At 54.3% G+C, this 17,331-nt stretch carries 17 protein-coding genes; 14 read left to right on the top strand and 3 right to left on the bottom strand.

Going from position 1 to position 17,331, the window contains the following annotated elements; genetic code table 11:
• Nucleotides 1–231 precede the first annotated feature (231 nt).
• The 4 genes from SR894_RS10535 (at nucleotide 232) to SR894_RS10520 (ending at nucleotide 4,467) form a co-directional block, all read left to right on the top strand.
• Nucleotides 232–1,473: an NAD(P)/FAD-dependent oxidoreductase gene (locus SR894_RS10535; RefSeq protein ID WP_133732535.1), complete on the top strand. Its 1,242-nt coding sequence runs from the start codon at nucleotides 232–234 to the stop codon at nucleotides 1,471–1,473.
• Between the two features lie 140 nt (nucleotides 1,474–1,613).
• On the top strand, nucleotides 1,614–1,823 hold the full coding sequence (locus SR894_RS10530) for a putative motility protein (RefSeq protein ID WP_133732534.1): 210 nt from the start codon (nucleotides 1,614–1,616) through the stop codon (nucleotides 1,821–1,823).
• Nucleotides 1,824–2,071: 248 nt separating this feature from the next.
• The gene (locus tag SR894_RS10525; protein ID WP_133732533.1) at nucleotides 2,072–3,661 is read left to right on the top strand and encodes a peptide chain release factor 3; all 1,590 of its coding nucleotides are present in this window, start codon (nucleotides 2,072–2,074) and stop codon (nucleotides 3,659–3,661) included.
• A 23-nt stretch (nucleotides 3,662–3,684) separates the two neighbouring features.
• A complete protein-coding gene (locus SR894_RS10520; RefSeq protein ID WP_133732532.1) occupies nucleotides 3,685–4,467 on the top strand; it encodes a TatD family hydrolase in 783 nt (260 codons plus the stop codon).
• On the opposite strand, the gene ygfZ is transcribed toward SR894_RS10520, so the two are convergent.
• Nucleotides 4,457–5,428 carry a CAF17-like 4Fe-4S cluster assembly/insertion protein YgfZ gene (gene ygfZ, locus SR894_RS10515; protein ID WP_133732531.1) on the bottom strand — a complete coding sequence of 324 codons (972 nt, stop codon included), beginning with the start codon at nucleotides 5,426–5,428 and terminating at the stop codon, nucleotides 4,457–4,459. The genes SR894_RS10520 and ygfZ overlap by 11 nt on opposite strands.
• Nucleotides 5,429–5,604: 176 nt before the next feature.
• Here ygfZ and SR894_RS10510 point away from each other — a divergent pair, with 176 nt between their 5' ends.
• The 7 genes from SR894_RS10510 to SR894_RS10480 all read left to right on the top strand — a co-directional run bounded on the left by SR894_RS10510 (nucleotide 5,605) and on the right by SR894_RS10480 (nucleotide 13,274).
• Complete coding sequence (locus SR894_RS10510; protein WP_007114205.1) at nucleotides 5,605–5,802, top strand: hypothetical protein; 198 nt, start codon at nucleotides 5,605–5,607, stop codon at nucleotides 5,800–5,802.
• Nucleotides 5,802–6,209 (top strand): OsmC family protein, encoded by a 408-nt coding sequence (locus tag SR894_RS10505; protein WP_133732530.1) that lies wholly within the window; start codon nucleotides 5,802–5,804, stop codon nucleotides 6,207–6,209. The genes SR894_RS10510 and SR894_RS10505 overlap by 1 nt, the downstream gene beginning before the upstream one ends.
• Before the next feature lie 24 nt (nucleotides 6,210–6,233).
• Entirely contained in the window at nucleotides 6,234–8,258 is a 2,025-nt protein-coding gene (gene uvrB, locus SR894_RS10500; RefSeq protein ID WP_133732529.1) for an excinuclease ABC subunit UvrB, read from the top strand.
• A gap of 4 nt (nucleotides 8,259–8,262) precedes the next feature.
• Complete coding sequence (gene nei / locus SR894_RS10495; protein ID WP_133732528.1) at nucleotides 8,263–9,084, top strand: endonuclease VIII; 822 nt, start codon at nucleotides 8,263–8,265, stop codon at nucleotides 9,082–9,084.
• Nucleotides 9,085–9,274: 190 nt separating this feature from the next.
• Nucleotides 9,275–10,780, top strand: coding sequence for a fumarate hydratase (locus tag SR894_RS10490; RefSeq protein WP_133732527.1), 1,506 nt, complete (start codon nucleotides 9,275–9,277; stop codon nucleotides 10,778–10,780).
• 92 nt (nucleotides 10,781–10,872) lie between these two features.
• Complete coding sequence (cls, locus tag SR894_RS10485; protein WP_133732526.1) at nucleotides 10,873–12,294, top strand: cardiolipin synthase; 1,422 nt, start codon at nucleotides 10,873–10,875, stop codon at nucleotides 12,292–12,294.
• Nucleotides 12,295–12,356: 62 nt separating this feature from the next.
• On the top strand, nucleotides 12,357–13,274 hold the full coding sequence (locus SR894_RS10480) for a LysR substrate-binding domain-containing protein (protein WP_009286686.1): 918 nt from the start codon (nucleotides 12,357–12,359) through the stop codon (nucleotides 13,272–13,274).
• Nucleotides 13,275–13,291: 17 nt separating this feature from the next.
• Here SR894_RS10480 and SR894_RS10475 read toward each other — a convergent pair whose 3' ends face one another.
• The gene (locus SR894_RS10475; RefSeq protein WP_133732525.1) at nucleotides 13,292–14,386 is read right to left on the bottom strand and encodes a bifunctional nicotinamide-nucleotide adenylyltransferase/Nudix hydroxylase; all 1,095 of its coding nucleotides are present in this window, start codon (nucleotides 14,384–14,386) and stop codon (nucleotides 13,292–13,294) included.
• Between the two features lie 143 nt (nucleotides 14,387–14,529).
• On the opposite strand from SR894_RS10475, the gene SR894_RS10470 reads away from it, so the two are divergent.
• Together SR894_RS10470 and SR894_RS10465 are read left to right on the top strand one after the other, a co-directional pair.
• A complete protein-coding gene (locus tag SR894_RS10470; RefSeq protein WP_039858480.1) occupies nucleotides 14,530–15,429 on the top strand; it encodes a YihY/virulence factor BrkB family protein in 900 nt (299 codons plus the stop codon).
• A gap of 36 nt (nucleotides 15,430–15,465) precedes the next feature.
• Complete coding sequence (locus tag SR894_RS10465; protein ID WP_022523494.1) at nucleotides 15,466–15,741, top strand: acylphosphatase; 276 nt, start codon at nucleotides 15,466–15,468, stop codon at nucleotides 15,739–15,741.
• 35 nt (nucleotides 15,742–15,776) lie between these two features.
• Here the strand turns inward: SR894_RS10465 and SR894_RS10460 are convergent, their stop codons facing one another.
• A complete protein-coding gene (locus SR894_RS10460; RefSeq protein WP_133732524.1) occupies nucleotides 15,777–16,718 on the bottom strand; it encodes a D-2-hydroxyacid dehydrogenase in 942 nt (313 codons plus the stop codon).
• Nucleotides 16,719–17,000: 282 nt separating this feature from the next.
• On the opposite strand from SR894_RS10460, the gene SR894_RS10455 reads away from it, so the two are divergent.
• Nucleotides 17,001–17,300: an FmdB family zinc ribbon protein gene (locus tag SR894_RS10455; RefSeq protein ID WP_133732523.1), complete on the top strand. Its 300-nt coding sequence runs from the start codon at nucleotides 17,001–17,003 to the stop codon at nucleotides 17,298–17,300.
• The last annotated feature ends 31 nt before the right edge of the window (nucleotides 17,301–17,331 follow it).

The following is a 17,331-nucleotide window of genomic DNA, read 5'->3' as shown; positions in this document are numbered from 1 at the left end:
TGCATTGGTGTTAACCGACTGCCATTCAGGTTTCCTAATAGGAACTAAGCAATTGTTATGCCGCTAATAGTGAAGTCATCCTTTTTAACGCCAATGGCAGCATTAATTGCTGATTTTTAGAATTAAAACAGCGTTTTCGACTATGTTAATACGTATGGATTGGTGATATTTTTCAATTAGTTATCGGTCTTCAATTGTGGTTCATAATTGCTAAAACGGGAGTGCATCATAATGGCGCGTCAAACGGTAGTTTTGGGAGCAGGCATGGTCGGCGTCAGCATTGCCTGGCATTTGCGCCAGCGTGGGCATGAGGTCACCTTGGTAGATCGCCTTCAGCCTGGCCGCGAAACCTCGTTTGGCAATGCGGGTATCATTCAGCGTGAAGCGGTTAGGCCTCACCCTTTCCCCCGCGACGTTAAAACGCTACTTAGCGTTTTACCTAACCGTCGGGTAGATATTCGTTACCGTCCTGCGGGTATGGTCAACGCTGCCTCCCCGCTATTGCGCTACTGGATGAACTCTGCGCCCAAGGCTTACCAAAAAATTGTGCCCGAATACGCCTCACTGATTCAGCTTTCGCTGAAAACCCACGGCCCGATGATTGACGCCGCAGGCGCCGAGCACTTGGTGCGCCGACAAGGGTGGCTTGAGCTTTATCGCACCCCTGAAAAACTCGCCGCACGGATAAAAGAGGCTGAAGAAGCGCGGCGCCTATATGGCGTACAGTTTGAGCAACTGGATAAGGCTGCACTTGAGGAGAAAGAGCCTTCGTTGAGTGACACCATTATCGGTGCGATTCACTGGCTAGACCCCTGGACGGTTGCTGACCCCGGGGGGTTGGTCGCGGCTTATGCCCAAGCGTTCAGCAATGATGGTGGGCGTATTTTGCAGGCGGATATCAAATCGGTTCAACAAATAGGTGACCGCTGGCAGGTTAATACCGCTGCCGAATCGTTAGAAGTAGATAACGTGGTTGTGGCGCTAGGGCCCTGGGCGGGAAGCTGGCTTAAAGAATTGGGCTATCACTTTCCTACCTTTGTAAAACGTGGCTACCACATGCATTACGCGCCTCAAGCGCCGGCCAGGCTAAATTTCTGGGTGATGGATGCAGAGGTCGGCTATTTATTAGCGCCGATGAACGCTGGGATCCGCTTGACCACCGGCGCGGAGTTGGATCGTCTGGATGCCCCCGCTGATGTCAATCAATTAGGCGCCGCCGAGAAAGTCGCGCGCGGGGTGTTCCCGCTTGGTGAACGCCGCGATGAAGCGCCTTGGAAAGGCGCAAGACCCTGTTTGCCGGATATGAAGCCCGTGATTGGGCCTGCGCCCAGGCATCCCGGGCTATGGCTTGCCTTTGGTCATGGCCATCAGGGGTTTACCCTTGGGCCAGCAACCGGTCATCTGCTGGCAGATATGATGGAAGGTCAGCCGACGGCTATTGATATGGCACCATTTCGCGCTGACAGGTTCTAGATAGCGCTATATTCATTAATGATCAGGTAAATTTAGCCGATAGTATTAGATGCTGGTACTAGTAATAGGGAACGATATTTTTGCGCGTGATCTAATGCTTTGCTAGTTTAAAGGTACATTACACACCATGAGGTGGATATATGGATGTAGGCATCAGCAGTTCAGTTAGCGCGTCGCTTTATATGAACCAAGCGCAGACTCCTGAGCAAGCGCAAATGCAGGTGTTTAGAGAAGCGCTAGATACTCAGGCGCAGCAAGTGACCGAAACCATGGCCTCTGCGGACACTGGCGCTCAGCCTGATTTGGCCAAAGAGGGCAATGTAGGTACGCAGGTTAATACCTACGCCTAGATAACAGTATTTAGTGACTAGCAGCGGACTTGTGCCGTTTAGTACGATAAAACGCTGACTTGGTCAGCGTTTTTTTTTATGGCCTTTTCAATGACGTCTTCAAGAGCGTCACGTTTGATGCCACCCGCGACAACAGCTGCCTCCAAGCGTTACAATTGGCGCAATAAACATTGCTCATTGCGCGGTGGCTAATTGGCGAAAACTGCTGATGGAGTGCTGCGCTGAGACCCTATATTTGAAGAGGCACAATGAAAGAGACACAGCTGGCCCACGAAGCAGGGCTTAGACGCACCTTTGCAATTATTTCCCACCCCGATGCTGGTAAAACCACGATTACCGAAAAAATGCTGCTGTTTGGCAACGCCATTCAGTTGGCCGGCTCGGTGAAGAGCAAGCGTAATGATCGCCACGCAACGTCCGATTGGATGAAGATGGAGCAGGAGCGGGGTATCTCGGTGACGACCTCGGTGATGCAGTTCCCCTACGGCGGCCGCATCGTCAATCTGCTGGATACGCCGGGTCACGAGGACTTCTCTGAAGATACCTACCGCACACTCACGGCTGTTGACTCTGCATTGATGGTGATCGACGGCGCCAAAGGCGTTGAGGATCGCACCATTAAGTTGATGGAAGTGTGTCGTCTTCGCACCACGCCGATTCTCACCTTCATCAATAAAATGGATCGCGATATCCGCGACCCCATTGAGGTAATGGATGAAGTTGAAACGGTACTCAATATCCAATGTGCGCCGATGACCTGGCCGATTGGCATGGGGCGCCACTTTAAGGGTGTTTACCACCTCTATAACGACGTGATTCATCTTTATACCCAGGGGCAGGGTAGCCGCATTCCCGAGGATAAGCGTATTGAGGGGTTGGATAGCCCCGAAGTAGATGCCGTGCTTGGGGAAGATCAGGCTGAAGAGCTGCGTATGGAGGTAGAGCTGGTGCGTGGCGCTTCCCATGAATTTGATCTGGAGGCTTATCGCCGGGGTGAGCTTTCTCCGGTCTATTTTGGTACCGCCATGGGCAACTTTGGGGTGCGTGAAATGATGGATGGCTTTGTCGAGTATGCGCCGCCGCCCCAGGCCCACGAAACCGATACTCGGGTAGTCACTTCCGATGATGATCGTTTCACCGGTTTCGTGTTTAAAATCCAGGCCAATATGGATCCCAATCACCGTGATCGCATCGCGTTTTTACGGGTCTGTTCAGGCAAGTACGAAAAGAACATGAAAATGCGCCATGTACGCATTGGTAAGGACATTAAAATTGCCGATGCGTTGACCTTTATGGCCTCAGACCGCTCTCAGGTGGAGGAAGCGTGGCCCGGCGATATTATCGGCCTGCACAATCACGGTACGATTCAGATCGGCGATACCTTTACCGTGGGTGAGGATATGCGCTTTACCGGCATACCCCACTTTGCCCCAGAGCTATTCAAGCGCGTGCGGCTTAAAGATCCACTTAAGATGAAGGCGCTACAAAAAGGCTTGCAGCAGCTTTCCGAAGAGGGCGCTACCCAGGTCTTTATGCCGATGGACAACAATGATCTGATCCTCGGCGCCGTGGGTACTCTCCAGTTCGATGTGGTCGCCCACCGCCTGAAAGAGGAGTATAAGGTCGACTGCTTGTACGAAGGCGTCAATGTGCAGACCGCCCGCTGGGTCTACTGTGAAGATGCTAAAAAGCTCGAAGAGTTTAAGCGTAAAGCCAGCGCCAACCTGGCGATTGATGGTGGCGGTTACCTCACCTATATTGCGCCTACACGGGTTAATCTGCAGATGACCCAGGAGCGCTGGCCGGACATTCGCTTCCAGCCTACCCGCGAACACTAAGTTTTAACTATCCAGGCATGCAAATGCTGATTGATGCCCACTGCCATCTCGATTTTACCCAGTTCGATGATGATCGGGCTGAGGTGTTTGGGGCTGCTAAGGCAGTGGGTGTCGCCCACTTTGTGGTGCCGGGCACGGCTCGTTCGCGTTGGCAGCAGGTGCTGGCGCTGGGCGAGCGGGTGGATACGTCAGTATGTCTTGGCCTGCACCCTTACTTTATTGATGAGCATCAAGCGTCGGATATCACGGCGCTTGATGATTTGCTCGCTGAGCACCCTGAGGTGATAGCCGTGGGGGAGTGCGGTATTGATGCTCGCTTTACCGACACCCTAGAAGCGCAGTGGCACTACTTTGATGCCCAGTTGAAACTAGCCAAACAGCATGCGCTGCCGGTGGTGGTGCACTGCGTCCACGCCAACGATAAGGTCGCTAAGCGCCTTCGCCAGCTGGCGCTGCCCAAGGCGGGGCTGATTCATGCCTTCTCAGGCTCCATTGAGCAAGCAACGAAGTTTCTCGACCTGGGGTTCAAGCTGGGGTTGGGCGGCGCAGTCACCTATGAGCGCGCCAAGCGGTTGCGGCGAACCGTTAAGGCGCTGCCTAATGATGCTTTTGTGCTGGAAACCGACAGTCCCGACATGCCGCTTAGCGGCTATCAGGGGATGCGTAATGAACCGTGCCGAGTTGCAGAAGTGTGTAACGTTGTGGCCAGCTTGCGCGGGCAAACAGCGGAACAGGTCGCGACCCAAAGCAGTGATACCGCCGCGACGCTGTTTGGCTTGCCTAGAAACGCTAGCCCTAGCCGTTAAGGCTAACCGCCAGCTGTTCGGGGTCAACGCGCTCAATTGCATAGGGTAACGAGAGAAGAGCCGCTGACGCTCCTGTTAAGAAGAGTGACGTTTCTTCTTCGGCTACTTTGGTGTTCATTACCGCCAGCAATTCAACGCCGCCTTGATCATTAAAAGCGCTGACTACCACTTCGCCAACCGCTTTATCGTCATCGTTGACTACGCTAGCGCCCACCTCAGGCAGCGCTGTAGTCTCTATACTGATACGCATTAAGCGCTTTTTCACCTGACCACGAAAGTGCGCCCGGGCGACGACTTCTTGACCGGTGTAACAGCCCTTTTTAAAACTAATACCACCCAGCGCTTCCCAGTTAAGCATCTGAGGCAAGAAGTGATCCTGCTGAGTATCGGTTAGCCACGCCAAACCGCTACGAATATCCTCAAGCTGCCAAGCATTACGGCCCGCTTGGTCATCCTGAACCGACGCCACATCGACTTGGCTGTCGTTATCGAAACACACTAGCCAGCGCGCTGTCTCACCGGGGTAGCGGAGTACGCAGGCTTGGTCGCTGTTGGTATGGGTGCCCACTTGAACAGGCAACTCTATATCCAACTGATCCGCAAGAGCTTGGGCCTCATCGCTGGCGCCAATGAATATCAGGTCGCGTTGGGTGGTTAGTTCAGCGCGGTAAAAAGCGGCGAACTTTTTAAGATGATTCGCTAGGCTGTCCAGTAAGGTGTTGCTGAGCAGTAGACGATAATGATCTTCGCCCAAGCGCATCAACTGCGCGTTGGCCAGCATGCGGCCCTTAGGCGTACAAAAACAGGTGAGCGGTGCAAAGTATCCGTCGGCCAAGCTTACCTGGGCGCTGGTCTGGCCCTGGAGGAACTTTTCTGCATCTGCCCCCTTCACATCCAGCGCGGCTAAGTGGTTAAGGCGGACGCTGCCAAGGGCGGGGGTGCTAGCGGTAACGGTCGCCATAAAAACTCCTGCAAAAGTGGAAAAGCGTTCGAGAGTGATGCATTCAGTACGAAAAAGTGAAAGTGTCTTTAGGGCTATTAGGTGTGGGCAGTCGGCACTGATTGCAAGGCACCATTAGCGTGCTAGACTCTTTCTCTTGTATCAGTTTTGCACAGGTCAACAGGTAGGAAAACGCTATGGCGCAGCAGTCGTTAACATTTCAGGGTGTTAAATCGGTCGATCAGGTCAACAAAATCACCACGGCGCTCATGATGCTTGATGGCGTTGATAGTGCCGAAGTGGGGCGCCATGGTGCCGATGTAGACGGCCGGGCAAAACGCGAGACGCTGATTAACGCCATTGAAAAACTCAAGCTAGGCGTAAAGGTATCCTAATGCACTCTCCCATTACCGTGATAAGCGAACGCAACCATGTCTTTAGGCAGCGAGTTGAAGTCAATGGCTTGGAAGATCTCTATGCCGATGTGCCACCGATAGTAGGTGGCGAGGGCAGTGCCCCTGATCCCCACGACTATTTCGATATTGCTCTGGGTACCTGCAAGGCGGTTACCGTGCAGATGTACGCCAAGCGTAAAGAGTGGCCGCTTGAGGGCATTACAGTCACCGTGCAGCGGGACGATAGTCAGGAAAAAAAGGGCATCTACAAGCTAGATGTGGCATTAACACTGCACGGTATTGAAGACCCTGAGCAGCGCGCCAGGCTGGAAGATATTAGCCACCGCTGCCCAATTCAACGCCTGATGACCCAGTCTACGGTCGAGATCGCCACCCGGTTAGTTTAAATTACATCTTTTATAGGAGCACCGATGAGCAAAGCCTTTCGATTGCAGTCAAAATTTCAGCCCGCTGGCGACCAGCCTGCTGCTATTAAAGGGCTGATTAGTGGCCTGGAATCTGGGCTTGCTCACCAAACGCTGCTCGGCGTGACCGGGTCGGGCAAAACCTTCACCATGGCCAATGTGGTGGAACAGCAGCAGCGTCCAACCATCGTGATGGCGCCGAACAAAACTCTTGCGGCCCAGTTGTATGGCGAATTCAAGGCGTTTTTCCCGGATAACGCCGTAGAGTATTTCGTCTCCTACTACGACTACTATCAGCCGGAAGCCTATGTGCCTTCCTCGGATACCTTTATCGAGAAAGATGCCTCGATAAACGACCATATCGAGCAGATGCGGCTTTCGGCCACCAAGGCACTGCTAGAACGCCGCGACGCGCTGATTGTGGTGTCAGTTTCGGCGATTTATGGCCTGGGTGACCCCGACCAATACCTGAAAATGCGTCTCCACTTTACCCGCGGTGAGCTCATCGATCAGCGCGCTTTCCTGCGCCGCTTGGCCGAGCTTCAGTACACCCGCAATGATATGGATTTCCGTCGCGGTACTTACCGGGTGCGCGGTGATGTGATCGATATCTTTCCTGCCGACTCTGACGAGGAGGCCGTGCGGGTGGAGCTGTTTGACAGCGAAATCGACACTATCCGACTGTTTGACCCGCTCACCGGTGCTGTCCGCGGGGAGGTGCCACGGATGACCATCTACCCCAAATCTCACTACGTCACCCCGCGGGAAACGATTCTGGGCGCCATTGATGCCATCAAAGAGGAGCTCAAAGAGCGCCTGGAGTGGATGCGTAAGCATGAACGGCTGGTAGAAGCGCAGCGTCTTGAGCAGCGCACACTTTACGATATTGAGATGATGCTGGAGCTGGGTTACTGCAACGGTATCGAAAACTACTCCCGATACCTCTCTGGGCGTGCCCCGGGCGAGCCGCCGCCGACGTTCTTTGATTACCTGCCCGATGACGCACTGCTATTTATCGATGAGTCCCACGTCAGCGTGCCCCAGGTAGGTGGCATGTACAAAGGCGACCGCTCGCGTAAAGAGACCCTGGTCGAGTATGGCTTCCGGCTGCCCTCGGCGTTGGATAACCGGCCCATGAAGTTTGAAGAGTGGGAGGCCATTTCCCCACAAACAATCTTTGTTTCCGCCACTCCAGGCCGTTATGAGGGCGAACACGCTAGCCAGACCGTTGAGCAGGTGGTGCGTCCCACCGGACTGCTGGATCCTGAAATCGAAGTGCGCCCGGCCAGTACCCAGGTCGACGATCTGCTTTCGGAAATCGGCTTGCGCACCGCGGTAGGCGAGCGAGTACTGGTGACCACGCTAACCAAGCGTATGGCGGAAGACTTGACCGAGTATTTTGACGAGCACGGCATTCGAGTGCGCTACTTACACTCGGATATTGATACCGTCGAGCGGGTTGAGATTATTCGTGACTTACGCCTGGGTAAGTTTGATGTGTTGGTGGGCATCAACCTGCTGCGAGAAGGCCTAGATATTCCCGAAGTGTCGCTGGTGGCGATTCTCGACGCCGATAAAGAGGGCTTTCTGCGTGCCGAGCGCTCGCTGATACAGACCATTGGACGCGCTGCCCGTAACGCCCACGGCAAGGCGATTCTTTACGGTGATCGGATTACTGACTCGATGCGCAAGGCGATTGATGAAACCGAGCGTCGTCGCGCCAAGCAGACCGAGCACAACCTAGAGCACGGTATCACGCCAACAACGGTTACCCGCTCAGTGGCCGATATCCTTGAAGCCGCCCAGGCGCCGGGCAAGAAGAACAGTCGCCGCCGTGGCAATGAACGCAAGGTGGCGGAAAGCGTCGCCGAGTATGATGTCACCACGATGAGCAAGCAAGACCTGCTGGGCGCCATCAGCAAGCTCGAAGACGCCATGTTTGAGGCAGCGCAAAATCTGGAGTTCGAAGAGGCGGCGCGGCTTCGCGACCAGCTCCATCAAATGAAAGACAAACAGCTGGCGCTGGGCTAGCGGTATGCCGGAAGGCCCGGAAATTCGCCGCGCGGCGGATCGTATTGAGCAGCAGATAGGCGGGCGGGTGATCGACGATGCCTGGTTCGCCTTTCCAGAACTTGCCGAGCAGGCAGCAACATTTATAGGTGTTCGGGTTGCCCGAGTAGATACCTGGGGTAAAGCAATGCTGATCCGGTTTGCCGATCAGCGCGTGCTTTATTCCCACAACCAACTTTATGGTGTTTGGAAACTGCATAGTGAGGATGAGCCGCCTAATACCAAGCGCGCGCTGCGGGTTCGATTGAGCGCAGAAGGGCGTTGCGCTAGTCTCTATAGCGCCTCCGATATTTCCCTCTGGCAGGCAGACAATCTCTCCGAACACCCTTTCTTAGCCCGCCTGGGCCCTGATTTGTTGAGTCAAGACGTGGCTCCATCCGATGTGCAGCAGCGGCTGAATTTAAAGCAGTTTCATAAACGCAGCCTGGGGGCACTGCTGCTCGATCAGGGGTTTGTCGCCGGGCTGGGCAACTATTTGCGCTCTGAAATACTGTTTTTTTCCCAGCTTCCGCCAAGCGCTCGACCGGTGGATTTAACCCCAGAGCAGCAGCAAACCCTGGCTGACTGCATCATTGACGTTACCCGGCAGGCCTATCAAGCCGCAGGCGTTACTAATCGTGAGGCCTGGATTGCGCAGGCCAAAGCAGCGGGTGAGCCGCGCAGGCAGTGGCGTTTTGCGGTTTTCGAGCGGGCAGGGCTTGAATGCCACCGCTGTGGAACGGTGATTGAGCGTACAATGGTTGGGTCGCGAAGGCTCTATTTATGCCCATATTGTCAGTCGTCTTGAGTAGTGTTATACCGTTATCTTACTTAAGAGATACCATCGACTAAAGCTCTAACCATAGTAGTCAGATAGGCGCCAGGGATTGCTGCTGCGTAAGTGCCAATACGGTATACTGGTAGCACGCTAAGACGGCACCTCCGCGGGCGCGGAAGGAAAGCCGCTGACTAGACGATAACCTAGGAGCTATTAGTCCATGACCGTGATTCGCCAGGACGACGTTATTCAAAGCGTTGCCGATGCTCTGCAGTACATCTCTTACTACCATCCTAAAGATTTCATTGACGCCATGGCCGCCGCCTATGAGCGTGAAGAGAACCCTGCCGCCAAAGACGCCATCGCACAGATTTTGATTAACTCACGCATGTGCGCCACCGGGCACCGTCCAATCTGTCAGGACACGGGTATCGTCACCGTGTTCGTTCACGTGGGCATGAACGTTACCTGGGAAGCGGACATGAGTTTGGACGACATGATCAATGAAGGTGTGCGTCGCGCTTATTTGCTCCCCGACAATGTTCTGCGCGCGTCGGTGCTGGCGGATCCCGACGGCAAGCGTGCCAACACCAAGGACAACACCCCGGCGATTATTCACCACTCGATTGTGCCCGGTGATACGGTCGATATTCATGTGGCAGCGAAGGGCGGCGGTAGCGAAGCAAAATCCAAGTTTGCCATGCTGAACCCCTCTGACAGTGTGGTTGATTGGGTGATGGAGCAACTGCCGAAGATGGGCGCTGGCTGGTGTCCGCCCGGGATGCTGGGGATTGGTATCGGCGGCACCGCGGAAAAGGCCATGATGATTGCCAAAGAAGCGCTACTCGATCCTATCGATATTCAGGATCTACAGGCCCGTGGCCCCAGCAATCGCGCCGAAGAACTGCGTTTAGAGCTGTTTGACAAGGTCAACAAGAGCGGTATCGGTGCCCAGGGGTTAGGCGGCTTAACCACCGTGCTGGATATTAAAGTCAAAGACTATCCAACCCATGCCGCCAACAAGCCCGTCGCGATTATTCCCAACTGCGCGGCGACTCGTCATGCCCACTTTACTCTGGACGGTTCTGGCCCTGCGGTACTTGAAGCGCCTAAGCTTGAGGACTGGCCGGAAATCACTCGCGAGGCGGGTGAAAACGTCAAACGTGTCAACCTTGATACGGTGACGCCTGAGGAGGTTAAAACCTGGCAGCCTGGTGATACGCTGCTGTTGAACGGTAAGCTGCTCACGGGCCGCGATGCTGCTCATAAGCGCATGGTCGATATGCTGGCCAAAGGCGAGCCGCTGCCGGTGGATATGAAAGGGCGCTTTATCTACTACGTGGGCCCGGTTGACCCCATTGGTGACGAAGTCGTTGGCCCCGCTGGCCCAACGACCGCCACGCGGATGGATAAATTTACCCGCACTATGCTGGAAGAGACTGGCCTATTAGGTATGGTCGGCAAAGCAGAGCGTGGCCAAGCCGCTATTGATGCTATCCGTGACAATGAAGCGGTGTACTTAATGGCGGTCGGTGGGTCGGCATATCTGGTCGCTCAAGCGATTAAAAAATCGCGGGTAGTGGGCTTCGAAGACTTAGGTATGGAAGCAATCTATGAATTTGAGGTTGAAGATATGCCGGTGACCGTCGCCGTTGATAGCCTGGGCACATCGGTACATCAAACCGGGCCTGCAAAGTGGAAAGAGATTATTGCCCAATCGGCGTAATGGAGTGGTAAGGTTGATTAGGCTTTAGACGCATAAGGGCCTCGCTGACGGCGAGGCCTTGTTCTATGTGAGGGCTTTATAAGGACGTGACTATGACCTCCTGGTTGCTAGGGACCAGCATCTTACTGATACACCTGCTTGGCATCGTTTCAGCCATTATGGCGCTGATGTCCAGTCGCACCTCCCAGGGTGCCGTGGCATGGATCATCTCGCTGCTGACCTTCCCTTATGTCGCGCTTCCAGCGTACTGGTTTTTCGGGCGGCCAAGGTTTTATGGCTATGTATCTGCCCGCGGTCAGCGGGACACCGTTCTACGCCGGGTTCTAGTGCGTTACCGGGCTAATGTTCAACCCTACGTTGCGCCCTCTACCAATGCCGATATTCAGGCGGTCGAACAGCTTGCCATGATGCCGCTAACCCATGGCAATCAAGCCACACTGCTGATTGATGGGCCAGCAACGTTTGAAAGCCTGTTTGATGGTATTGACCGTGCGGAACAGTATGCGTTGGTGCAGTTCTTCATTGTTCGTAACGACGCCCTCGGCCAACGTTTGAAGCACCATTTACAGCGCGCTGCCCGGCGCGGCGTGAGGGTCTATTTTCTTTACGATGAAGTGGGTAGTCGCAAGTTAGCCGATAGCTACCTCAATGATTTAATCAGCGATGGGGTGGCCGTCAGTGCCTTCCGTTCATCGCGAGGCTTTAAACACCGTTTTCAGCTTAACTTCCGTAACCATCGCAAGGTAACGGTAATAGACGGCAAGGAGGGCTGGATAGGGGGCTTTAATGTCGGGGTCGAATATCTCGGCGAAAATCCGCGGCACGGGCCTTGGCGTGATACTCATCTCAAACTTGAAGGGCCCAGCGTGCTGGGCTTGCAGGAAGCATTTTGGGAGGATTGGCACTGGGCGACGGATGAAGTGATTAGCTTGAACTGGATGGCCGACACGTCATCCTCTGCCACCGACCATCATGTGGTGATTGTGCCTTCTGGGCCCGCCGATCGTCAGGACACCGCCAGCCTGCTCGTCCAGCAGGTCATTCATAGCGCCAAGCAGCGCCTGTGGGTGACCAGCCCCTATTTCGTCCCTGATCAGGGAGTTCAGGATGCGCTGCGGCTTGCAGCGATGCGCGGCGTCGACGTTCGGGTGATGATTCCGGAGCGCCCCGATCACTTGTTGGTTTTCCTCTCTGCGTTTTCATTTCTGCCCGATATGCTAAGAGCAGGAGTTAAAATATACCGTTATCTCCCTGGTTTTTTACATCAAAAAGTCATGCTGGTGGATAACGAAGCAGCCACGGTAGGGACAGTCAATTTGGATAATCGCTCATTTCGGTTAAATTTTGAGATTACCGCGTTTATTCCAAGTCGTGATTTTGCTACCAGCGTTGAGGCAATGCTGGAAAAAGACTTTGCTCACTGTCGGCGTGTCACCATCGATGAAATTAACCAGCGCCCGGTATGGATGAAAGTCGTTTCGCGGGCGGCCTATTTAATGGCCCCGGTTCAATAGATACGTCAGCCTAAAAGGAAAATCGAGATGCTCAAACGCAGGGTGAGACAAGGAGTCATGGGGTGAATCTTGAAACAAAATGGCTGGAAGATTTTGTAGCGCTAGCCAATACGCGCAGCTTCTCTGCGTCAGCACGCCAGCGACACGTGACCCAGCCGGCCTTTAGTCGCCGTATTCGCGCGTTGGAGCAGGCTGTTGATGTCACCCTGGTGGATCGTTCTACCACCCCCGTAGGGTTAACGCCCGAAGGGCAACTGTTTTTGGTTACTGCGCGCAATTTGGTCGAGCAATTAAACGAATCGCTTAGCCATTTGCGCGGTCTCTCTATCGCCAATGAGGCGCTGGATATCGTCGCGGCGCACTCCTTGGCATTGAGTTTTTATCCGCCTTGGATCTCCCGCCTGCAGCAGGGCTTGGGCGAGCTGCCGACCCGCTTGGTGGCCATGAATGTGGGCGAGGCAATACATGTGCTGCGAGAGGGCAACTGCGATCTGATGCTCGCCTACTACGACCCTTTTGCGACGATGCAGCTCGATGCCGAGGTGTTTCCCTCGTTTTCGATTGGTAAGGTCAATATGTTGCCTGTTTCGTTACCCGACGAGCATGGCAAAGCAAAATTTTCACTCCAGCACGACACTTCCATTCCCTATCTTTCGTACACTCAAGGGGCCTTTTTAGGGCGCAGTGTGCGCATGCTACTGAAAAATGATCCGCTACGAATGAAGCTGCGTACGGTATATGAAACGGCCATGGCTGAAGGCCTGAAAGGAATGGTATTACAGGGCGTTGGGGTGGCGTGGATACCCGATTTTTGTATTCGTGAAGAGCTGAAAAGTGGCCGTTTGGTGAGGGCAGGCGACCCTAGCTGGGATATCCCCCTGGAAATCCGCTTATATCGCTGCTCAATGGTGCATAAGCCCGGCGTAGAGCGTTTATGGCGGCAGATGATGAAGCTGCCGCGGGATTTCCTACAAGCATAGCGCTCGTCAGTGAGCGTTTAGCTACTTCCAAAATCGGCGGGTAGCCCTAAAAAGTTCTGAATAATGAAGAAGTGATCTTCAAACAGGCTGTCGGGCTCAAGATCGGCGAGCGCTACCCAGCGCGCATGATCACCGCCTTTAACAGGCTTCAGGCGTGGCAGCTGCTGATCGGGGCGTAGCGCAAAATAGAATGCTTCCGCCAAAGTACGCCCACGCCAGCTGCGGTGGGGTTCATCAAACAACCGTTGGCCACGCAGAGAGCCTTTGAGTACAGGCTCAGGAACCTTTAAGCGTATGCGTTCGCGAAGTTCACGCAAGCAAGCATCCAAGAGCCGTTCGTGGGGGTTAATAAACCCTCCCGGCAGGGCATAAAGGCCTTTGCCCGGTGCCGCCGTGCGTCGTACCAGCAGCACATGGCCCGACTGCACGACCACGGCGTTGACCGTGACAAAAATTGGCGGGTAGGGGGCGTGAGCCCAGGCCTGACGGTACTGATCCAACAACTGCTGCTCTTCGAGCAGCCGCTGATAGGCGTGCTCATTGCAAAAGTGTTTGACGCTTTCTACAACCCCCGGCGGTAAATCGTGGTAAGCGCCGGTACTCAGGTAGTCATTCGTTGAGCTGGGCGAGCGAAACAGTCGCTCACGTATTTGACTGGCTGAAATCCCCTCCACCGACGGCACGCTGACAGACTCCCACTGAGGAAACAGTGAAAGGTAGTAGCTTGACTGGCCGCGGCTGGCTCCGATCAAGCCAATACGGGGTAGGCGAGCATTGGCAGGTGCAGCTAAATCGCGCACTTTGCGTTGCACATCGCGCACCCAAACATCGTCGTTATAGAGGGCGTCGAGTAACGGGGTGATCTCCAAGCGTTGATTATCGGCGTCGTCAAATCCCGCCCGAAGCATGGCTTGTCGTTCGTCAAATCGCCAGGGGTTACGCAGTGAGCGGGCCTGCCAAGAAGAGCCTACCAACACAATGACCTGTCGTGCGCGTTTGAGCGCTTCACGAATGACCGCGAGATGCCCCAGATGTGGCGGCTGAAAACGACCAATAAACACCAAACAGTCGAAGTCGCAGGCAGTCGCGGGGCGCGAAGTATCAGTAGCCATTCAAGCTTCCTTTTGCGTTTGGTGAACTCAGAGATGCAACCTACCAGAAAACTGCGCTAAACGCTGTGGTTAGGTATGCTAGAAAAATAGGATGTTGATAAAGCTTATAAAAAGCCCCGATACCCAGAGCACAGGGAGTGAATATGATTAAACGCGCCGCTACCTTTTGGTGGAAAGTAGTCCAAGACGCCACGTCACTATGGTTGGAGCGTAATGCCTTTAGCTACGCAGGTTCGCTAGCGTTCTATACGCTTTTCTCATTGGCGCCCACGATTATTATTGCAGTCACGGTCATCGGTGTTGTTTTAGGTGAAGAGGCTGCCCACGGACAAATAGTCGCTCAGTTACAAGGCACGCTAGGAATGGATGCAGCAGTGGCTATCGAACAGGCTGTTGCTCAGTCGAGGATTGAAGAGTCCGGTCTACTGCCAACGCTACTAGGTGTTGGGGCATTGGTGATCGGTGCAACAACCGTTTTCGCACAGATGCAATTTTCGCTCAATACCATTTGGGGCGTAACGGCAAAGCCCACTTCTAATAGCGCTTTACGCTTTATTAAAAGCCGGTTGCTATCGTTAACGGTGGTGCTCTCCATCGGATTTATACTGATGGTATCGCTGGTATTAGGCGTCGTTTTGCGCGGTATGCTCCAGGCCGCCGATAATCTGGTGCCTTATGCCAGCTTACTGACAACGTCAGTTGAGTCGCTGGTCTCGCTGGCTGTGGTCACCTTACTATTTGCCACCATTTTTAAAGTACTTCCCGACGTTGTGTTGCGCTGGCAAGATGTGTTGATTGGCGCAGTCGTCACTGCCGTACTGTTTACTATTGGGCGCAGTGTAATCGCGATTTACCTGGCGTATACGGCTACAGCATCTACCTATGGCGCCGCCGGGTCGGTGGTCATGATTTTGCTGTGGGTCTACTACAGTTCACTAATATTGCTGTTTGGGGCGGCGTTCACCCGCTCATTGCTACTACGCCGTGGCCGCCCGCTGATTCCGCGTAACAGTGCAGTGATTGTCAAACGTGAGTATGTTTAACACTCCGTTCAGAAGCGCCAAGGTAAGGAGGTAAGTATGAGTGATTGCTGTGTACGTGCCCTTGTGACCGGTAAGGTGCAGGGGGTCTGGTATCGCCGGGCTACCCAAGAGAAAGCCCTTCAGCACGGTATCACCGGCTATGCCAAAAACTTGCCCGATGGCCGGGTTGAAGTGTTGATGTGTGGTCACTCCGACGCAGTCAAGCTGCTAAGCGAATGGCTATGGCAGGGCTCAGAAGGTGCACAAGTTACCCACGTGGAGCTCGAGGTGCTGGATAACTGCCGCGCCCCGAGCCACTTTGCCACCCAGTAAAGCCTATTGGGAGCCTCTGATGAGACGGCAGGTTTCTATTGGGCGCCTTTCCATTCAAGGATATTGTTAGCTGTCAGGCTAACAATATTCTGGCGCGCTTCCGGAGTGATCCAGGCGTTGTGAGGCGTGACGATTAAGTTTAGCGGTTCGCTGAGCGCATCCAGCAGTGGGTGCCCATCTCTGGGTGGTTCAGCGGGCAGCACATCAACGCCTAATCCACCCAGCTTGCCGCTGCGCAACGCCTCTAACGCTGCCACTTCATCGATAACCCCGCCGCGGGCGCAGTTGACCAGTAGTAGTGAGTTCTTGGCGCGCGCTAAGCGCTCCCGGTTGATCAAGTGCTTGGTGGCCTCGCTCAACGGGCAGTGCAGGCTGATAACATCGGCATCGGGAAGCAGGTCGTCCAGGGCAGGCCGCTTATCATTAGCTTCGTTGCCGGGGCGGGCGGCAAAGGTGACCTGCATGCCAAAGGCCTCCACCAAGCGTGCTACTTCGGTACCTAGCTCGCCTTGCCCGACCATGACGAGCTGTTTGCCTGCCAGTTGGAGCGTTGGGTAATCCTGCAAGCAGAAGAAAGCGCTATGCTGCCACTCGCCTGCGGCAACATCGCGCTGATATTGGGGAAGACGATTGGCTAACGCGAGCATGAGCATCAAAGTGTGTTGGGAAACGCTAGCGGTGCCGTAAGCCGCCACGTTTTTAACGTCAATGTCGTGTTCTTTTGCACTTTCAAGATCGATATTATTGAGGCCTGTTGCCAATACGCATATCAGCCGCAGTTTTGGCAGTTGCTGCAGCGTTTCGGCGTCCAGCACGACCTTGTTCACGATCGCTATATCGGCGTTAGCAAGGCGTTCCCGCGCTTGTTGCGTGGTACTCTGCTCAAACACCTCAAGGTTTGAAACCGCCTCCTTAATGGCGGCCAAATTGATCTCGGGGCCGAGACTTTGCGCATCCAGTATCACCGCATGGGGCATTTTCTTCTCTCCATTAACCGCAGGGGTCTGTATAACCTTGCTCGTCAGGGGGCACAAAAGGGTATAATGGCGGCGCTTTATCAACCGCAGCCTTGGAATTTAACCCGACAGGCCACATATTGCAGCCTGGCAGCGTTTGTGTTCGCCATTGTTCTTTCTTTTCAGAACGAGTCTTTTAGATAGAACTGGATTTGTCAGAGCTGTTTCCGTAGAGCTGAGTCGTTAGAATCAGTTCTGTCAGAACTAAGCTTGTCAGGGTTGAGCTTATTAGGAGTCATTAAGATGCCCATCTATGAATATGAGTGCAAGGCCTGCGGCCATCGTATGGAAAAATTGCAGAAGATTAGCGCCGATCCTCTCAAGGATTGCCCTGCATGCCAAAGTGATGGCTTGGAACGGCTTGTCTCGGCAGCGGGATTCCGTTTGGCCGGCGGCGGTTGGTACGAAACTGATTTCAAAACGGGTAGCAAAAAGAACCTGGCCGCTGATGGCAAAACTGCCTCTGCAGATGCCGGTAAATCAAGCGATTCCAGCGCTACCGCTAAGAGCGACACTCCCAAAGACAAGGGCGCCGCGGCATAGCCGCGGCAGTCAGGGTCGGGACGCCCGCGAC

Origin of the sequence: Vreelandella neptunia, assembly GCF_034479615.1 — a bacterium.
Lineage (GTDB): Bacteria > Pseudomonadota > Gammaproteobacteria > Pseudomonadales > Halomonadaceae > Vreelandella > Vreelandella neptunia.
Note: the sequence above shows the minus strand (reverse complement) of the source record. Positions and strands in the feature narration are given on the sequence as shown.

What these genes read in the sequence shown, in the direction of transcription:
- SR894_RS10505 (WP_133732530.1), top strand. Translation starts at nt 5,802, where the DNA reads ATGCACTCTCCCATTACCGTGATAAGCGAACGCAACCATGTCTTTAGG.
- SR894_RS10460 (WP_133732524.1), bottom strand. Translation starts at nt 16,718, where the DNA reads ATGCCCCATGCGGTGATACTGGATGCGCAAAGTCTCGGCCCCGAGATC.
- SR894_RS10475 (WP_133732525.1), bottom strand. Translation starts at nt 14,386, where the DNA reads ATGGCTACTGATACTTCGCGCCCCGCGACTGCCTGCGACTTCGACTGT.
- SR894_RS10535 (WP_133732535.1), top strand. Translation starts at nt 232, where the DNA reads ATGGCGCGTCAAACGGTAGTTTTGGGAGCAGGCATGGTCGGCGTCAGC.
- uvrB (WP_133732529.1), top strand. Translation starts at nt 6,234, where the DNA reads ATGAGCAAAGCCTTTCGATTGCAGTCAAAATTTCAGCCCGCTGGCGAC.
- SR894_RS10455 (WP_133732523.1), top strand. Translation starts at nt 17,001, where the DNA reads ATGCCCATCTATGAATATGAGTGCAAGGCCTGCGGCCATCGTATGGAA.
- SR894_RS10530 (WP_133732534.1), top strand. Translation starts at nt 1,614, where the DNA reads ATGGATGTAGGCATCAGCAGTTCAGTTAGCGCGTCGCTTTATATGAAC.
- SR894_RS10490 (WP_133732527.1), top strand. Translation starts at nt 9,275, where the DNA reads ATGACCGTGATTCGCCAGGACGACGTTATTCAAAGCGTTGCCGATGCT.
- ygfZ (WP_133732531.1), bottom strand. Translation starts at nt 5,428, where the DNA reads ATGGCGACCGTTACCGCTAGCACCCCCGCCCTTGGCAGCGTCCGCCTT.
- SR894_RS10525 (WP_133732533.1), top strand. Translation starts at nt 2,072, where the DNA reads ATGAAAGAGACACAGCTGGCCCACGAAGCAGGGCTTAGACGCACCTTT.
- SR894_RS10510 (WP_007114205.1), top strand. Translation starts at nt 5,605, where the DNA reads ATGGCGCAGCAGTCGTTAACATTTCAGGGTGTTAAATCGGTCGATCAG.
- SR894_RS10465 (WP_022523494.1), top strand. Translation starts at nt 15,466, where the DNA reads ATGAGTGATTGCTGTGTACGTGCCCTTGTGACCGGTAAGGTGCAGGGG.
- SR894_RS10470 (WP_039858480.1), top strand. Translation starts at nt 14,530, where the DNA reads ATGATTAAACGCGCCGCTACCTTTTGGTGGAAAGTAGTCCAAGACGCC.
- cls (WP_133732526.1), top strand. Translation starts at nt 10,873, where the DNA reads ATGACCTCCTGGTTGCTAGGGACCAGCATCTTACTGATACACCTGCTT.
- nei (WP_133732528.1), top strand. Translation starts at nt 8,263, where the DNA reads ATGCCGGAAGGCCCGGAAATTCGCCGCGCGGCGGATCGTATTGAGCAG.
- SR894_RS10520 (WP_133732532.1), top strand. Translation starts at nt 3,685, where the DNA reads ATGCTGATTGATGCCCACTGCCATCTCGATTTTACCCAGTTCGATGAT.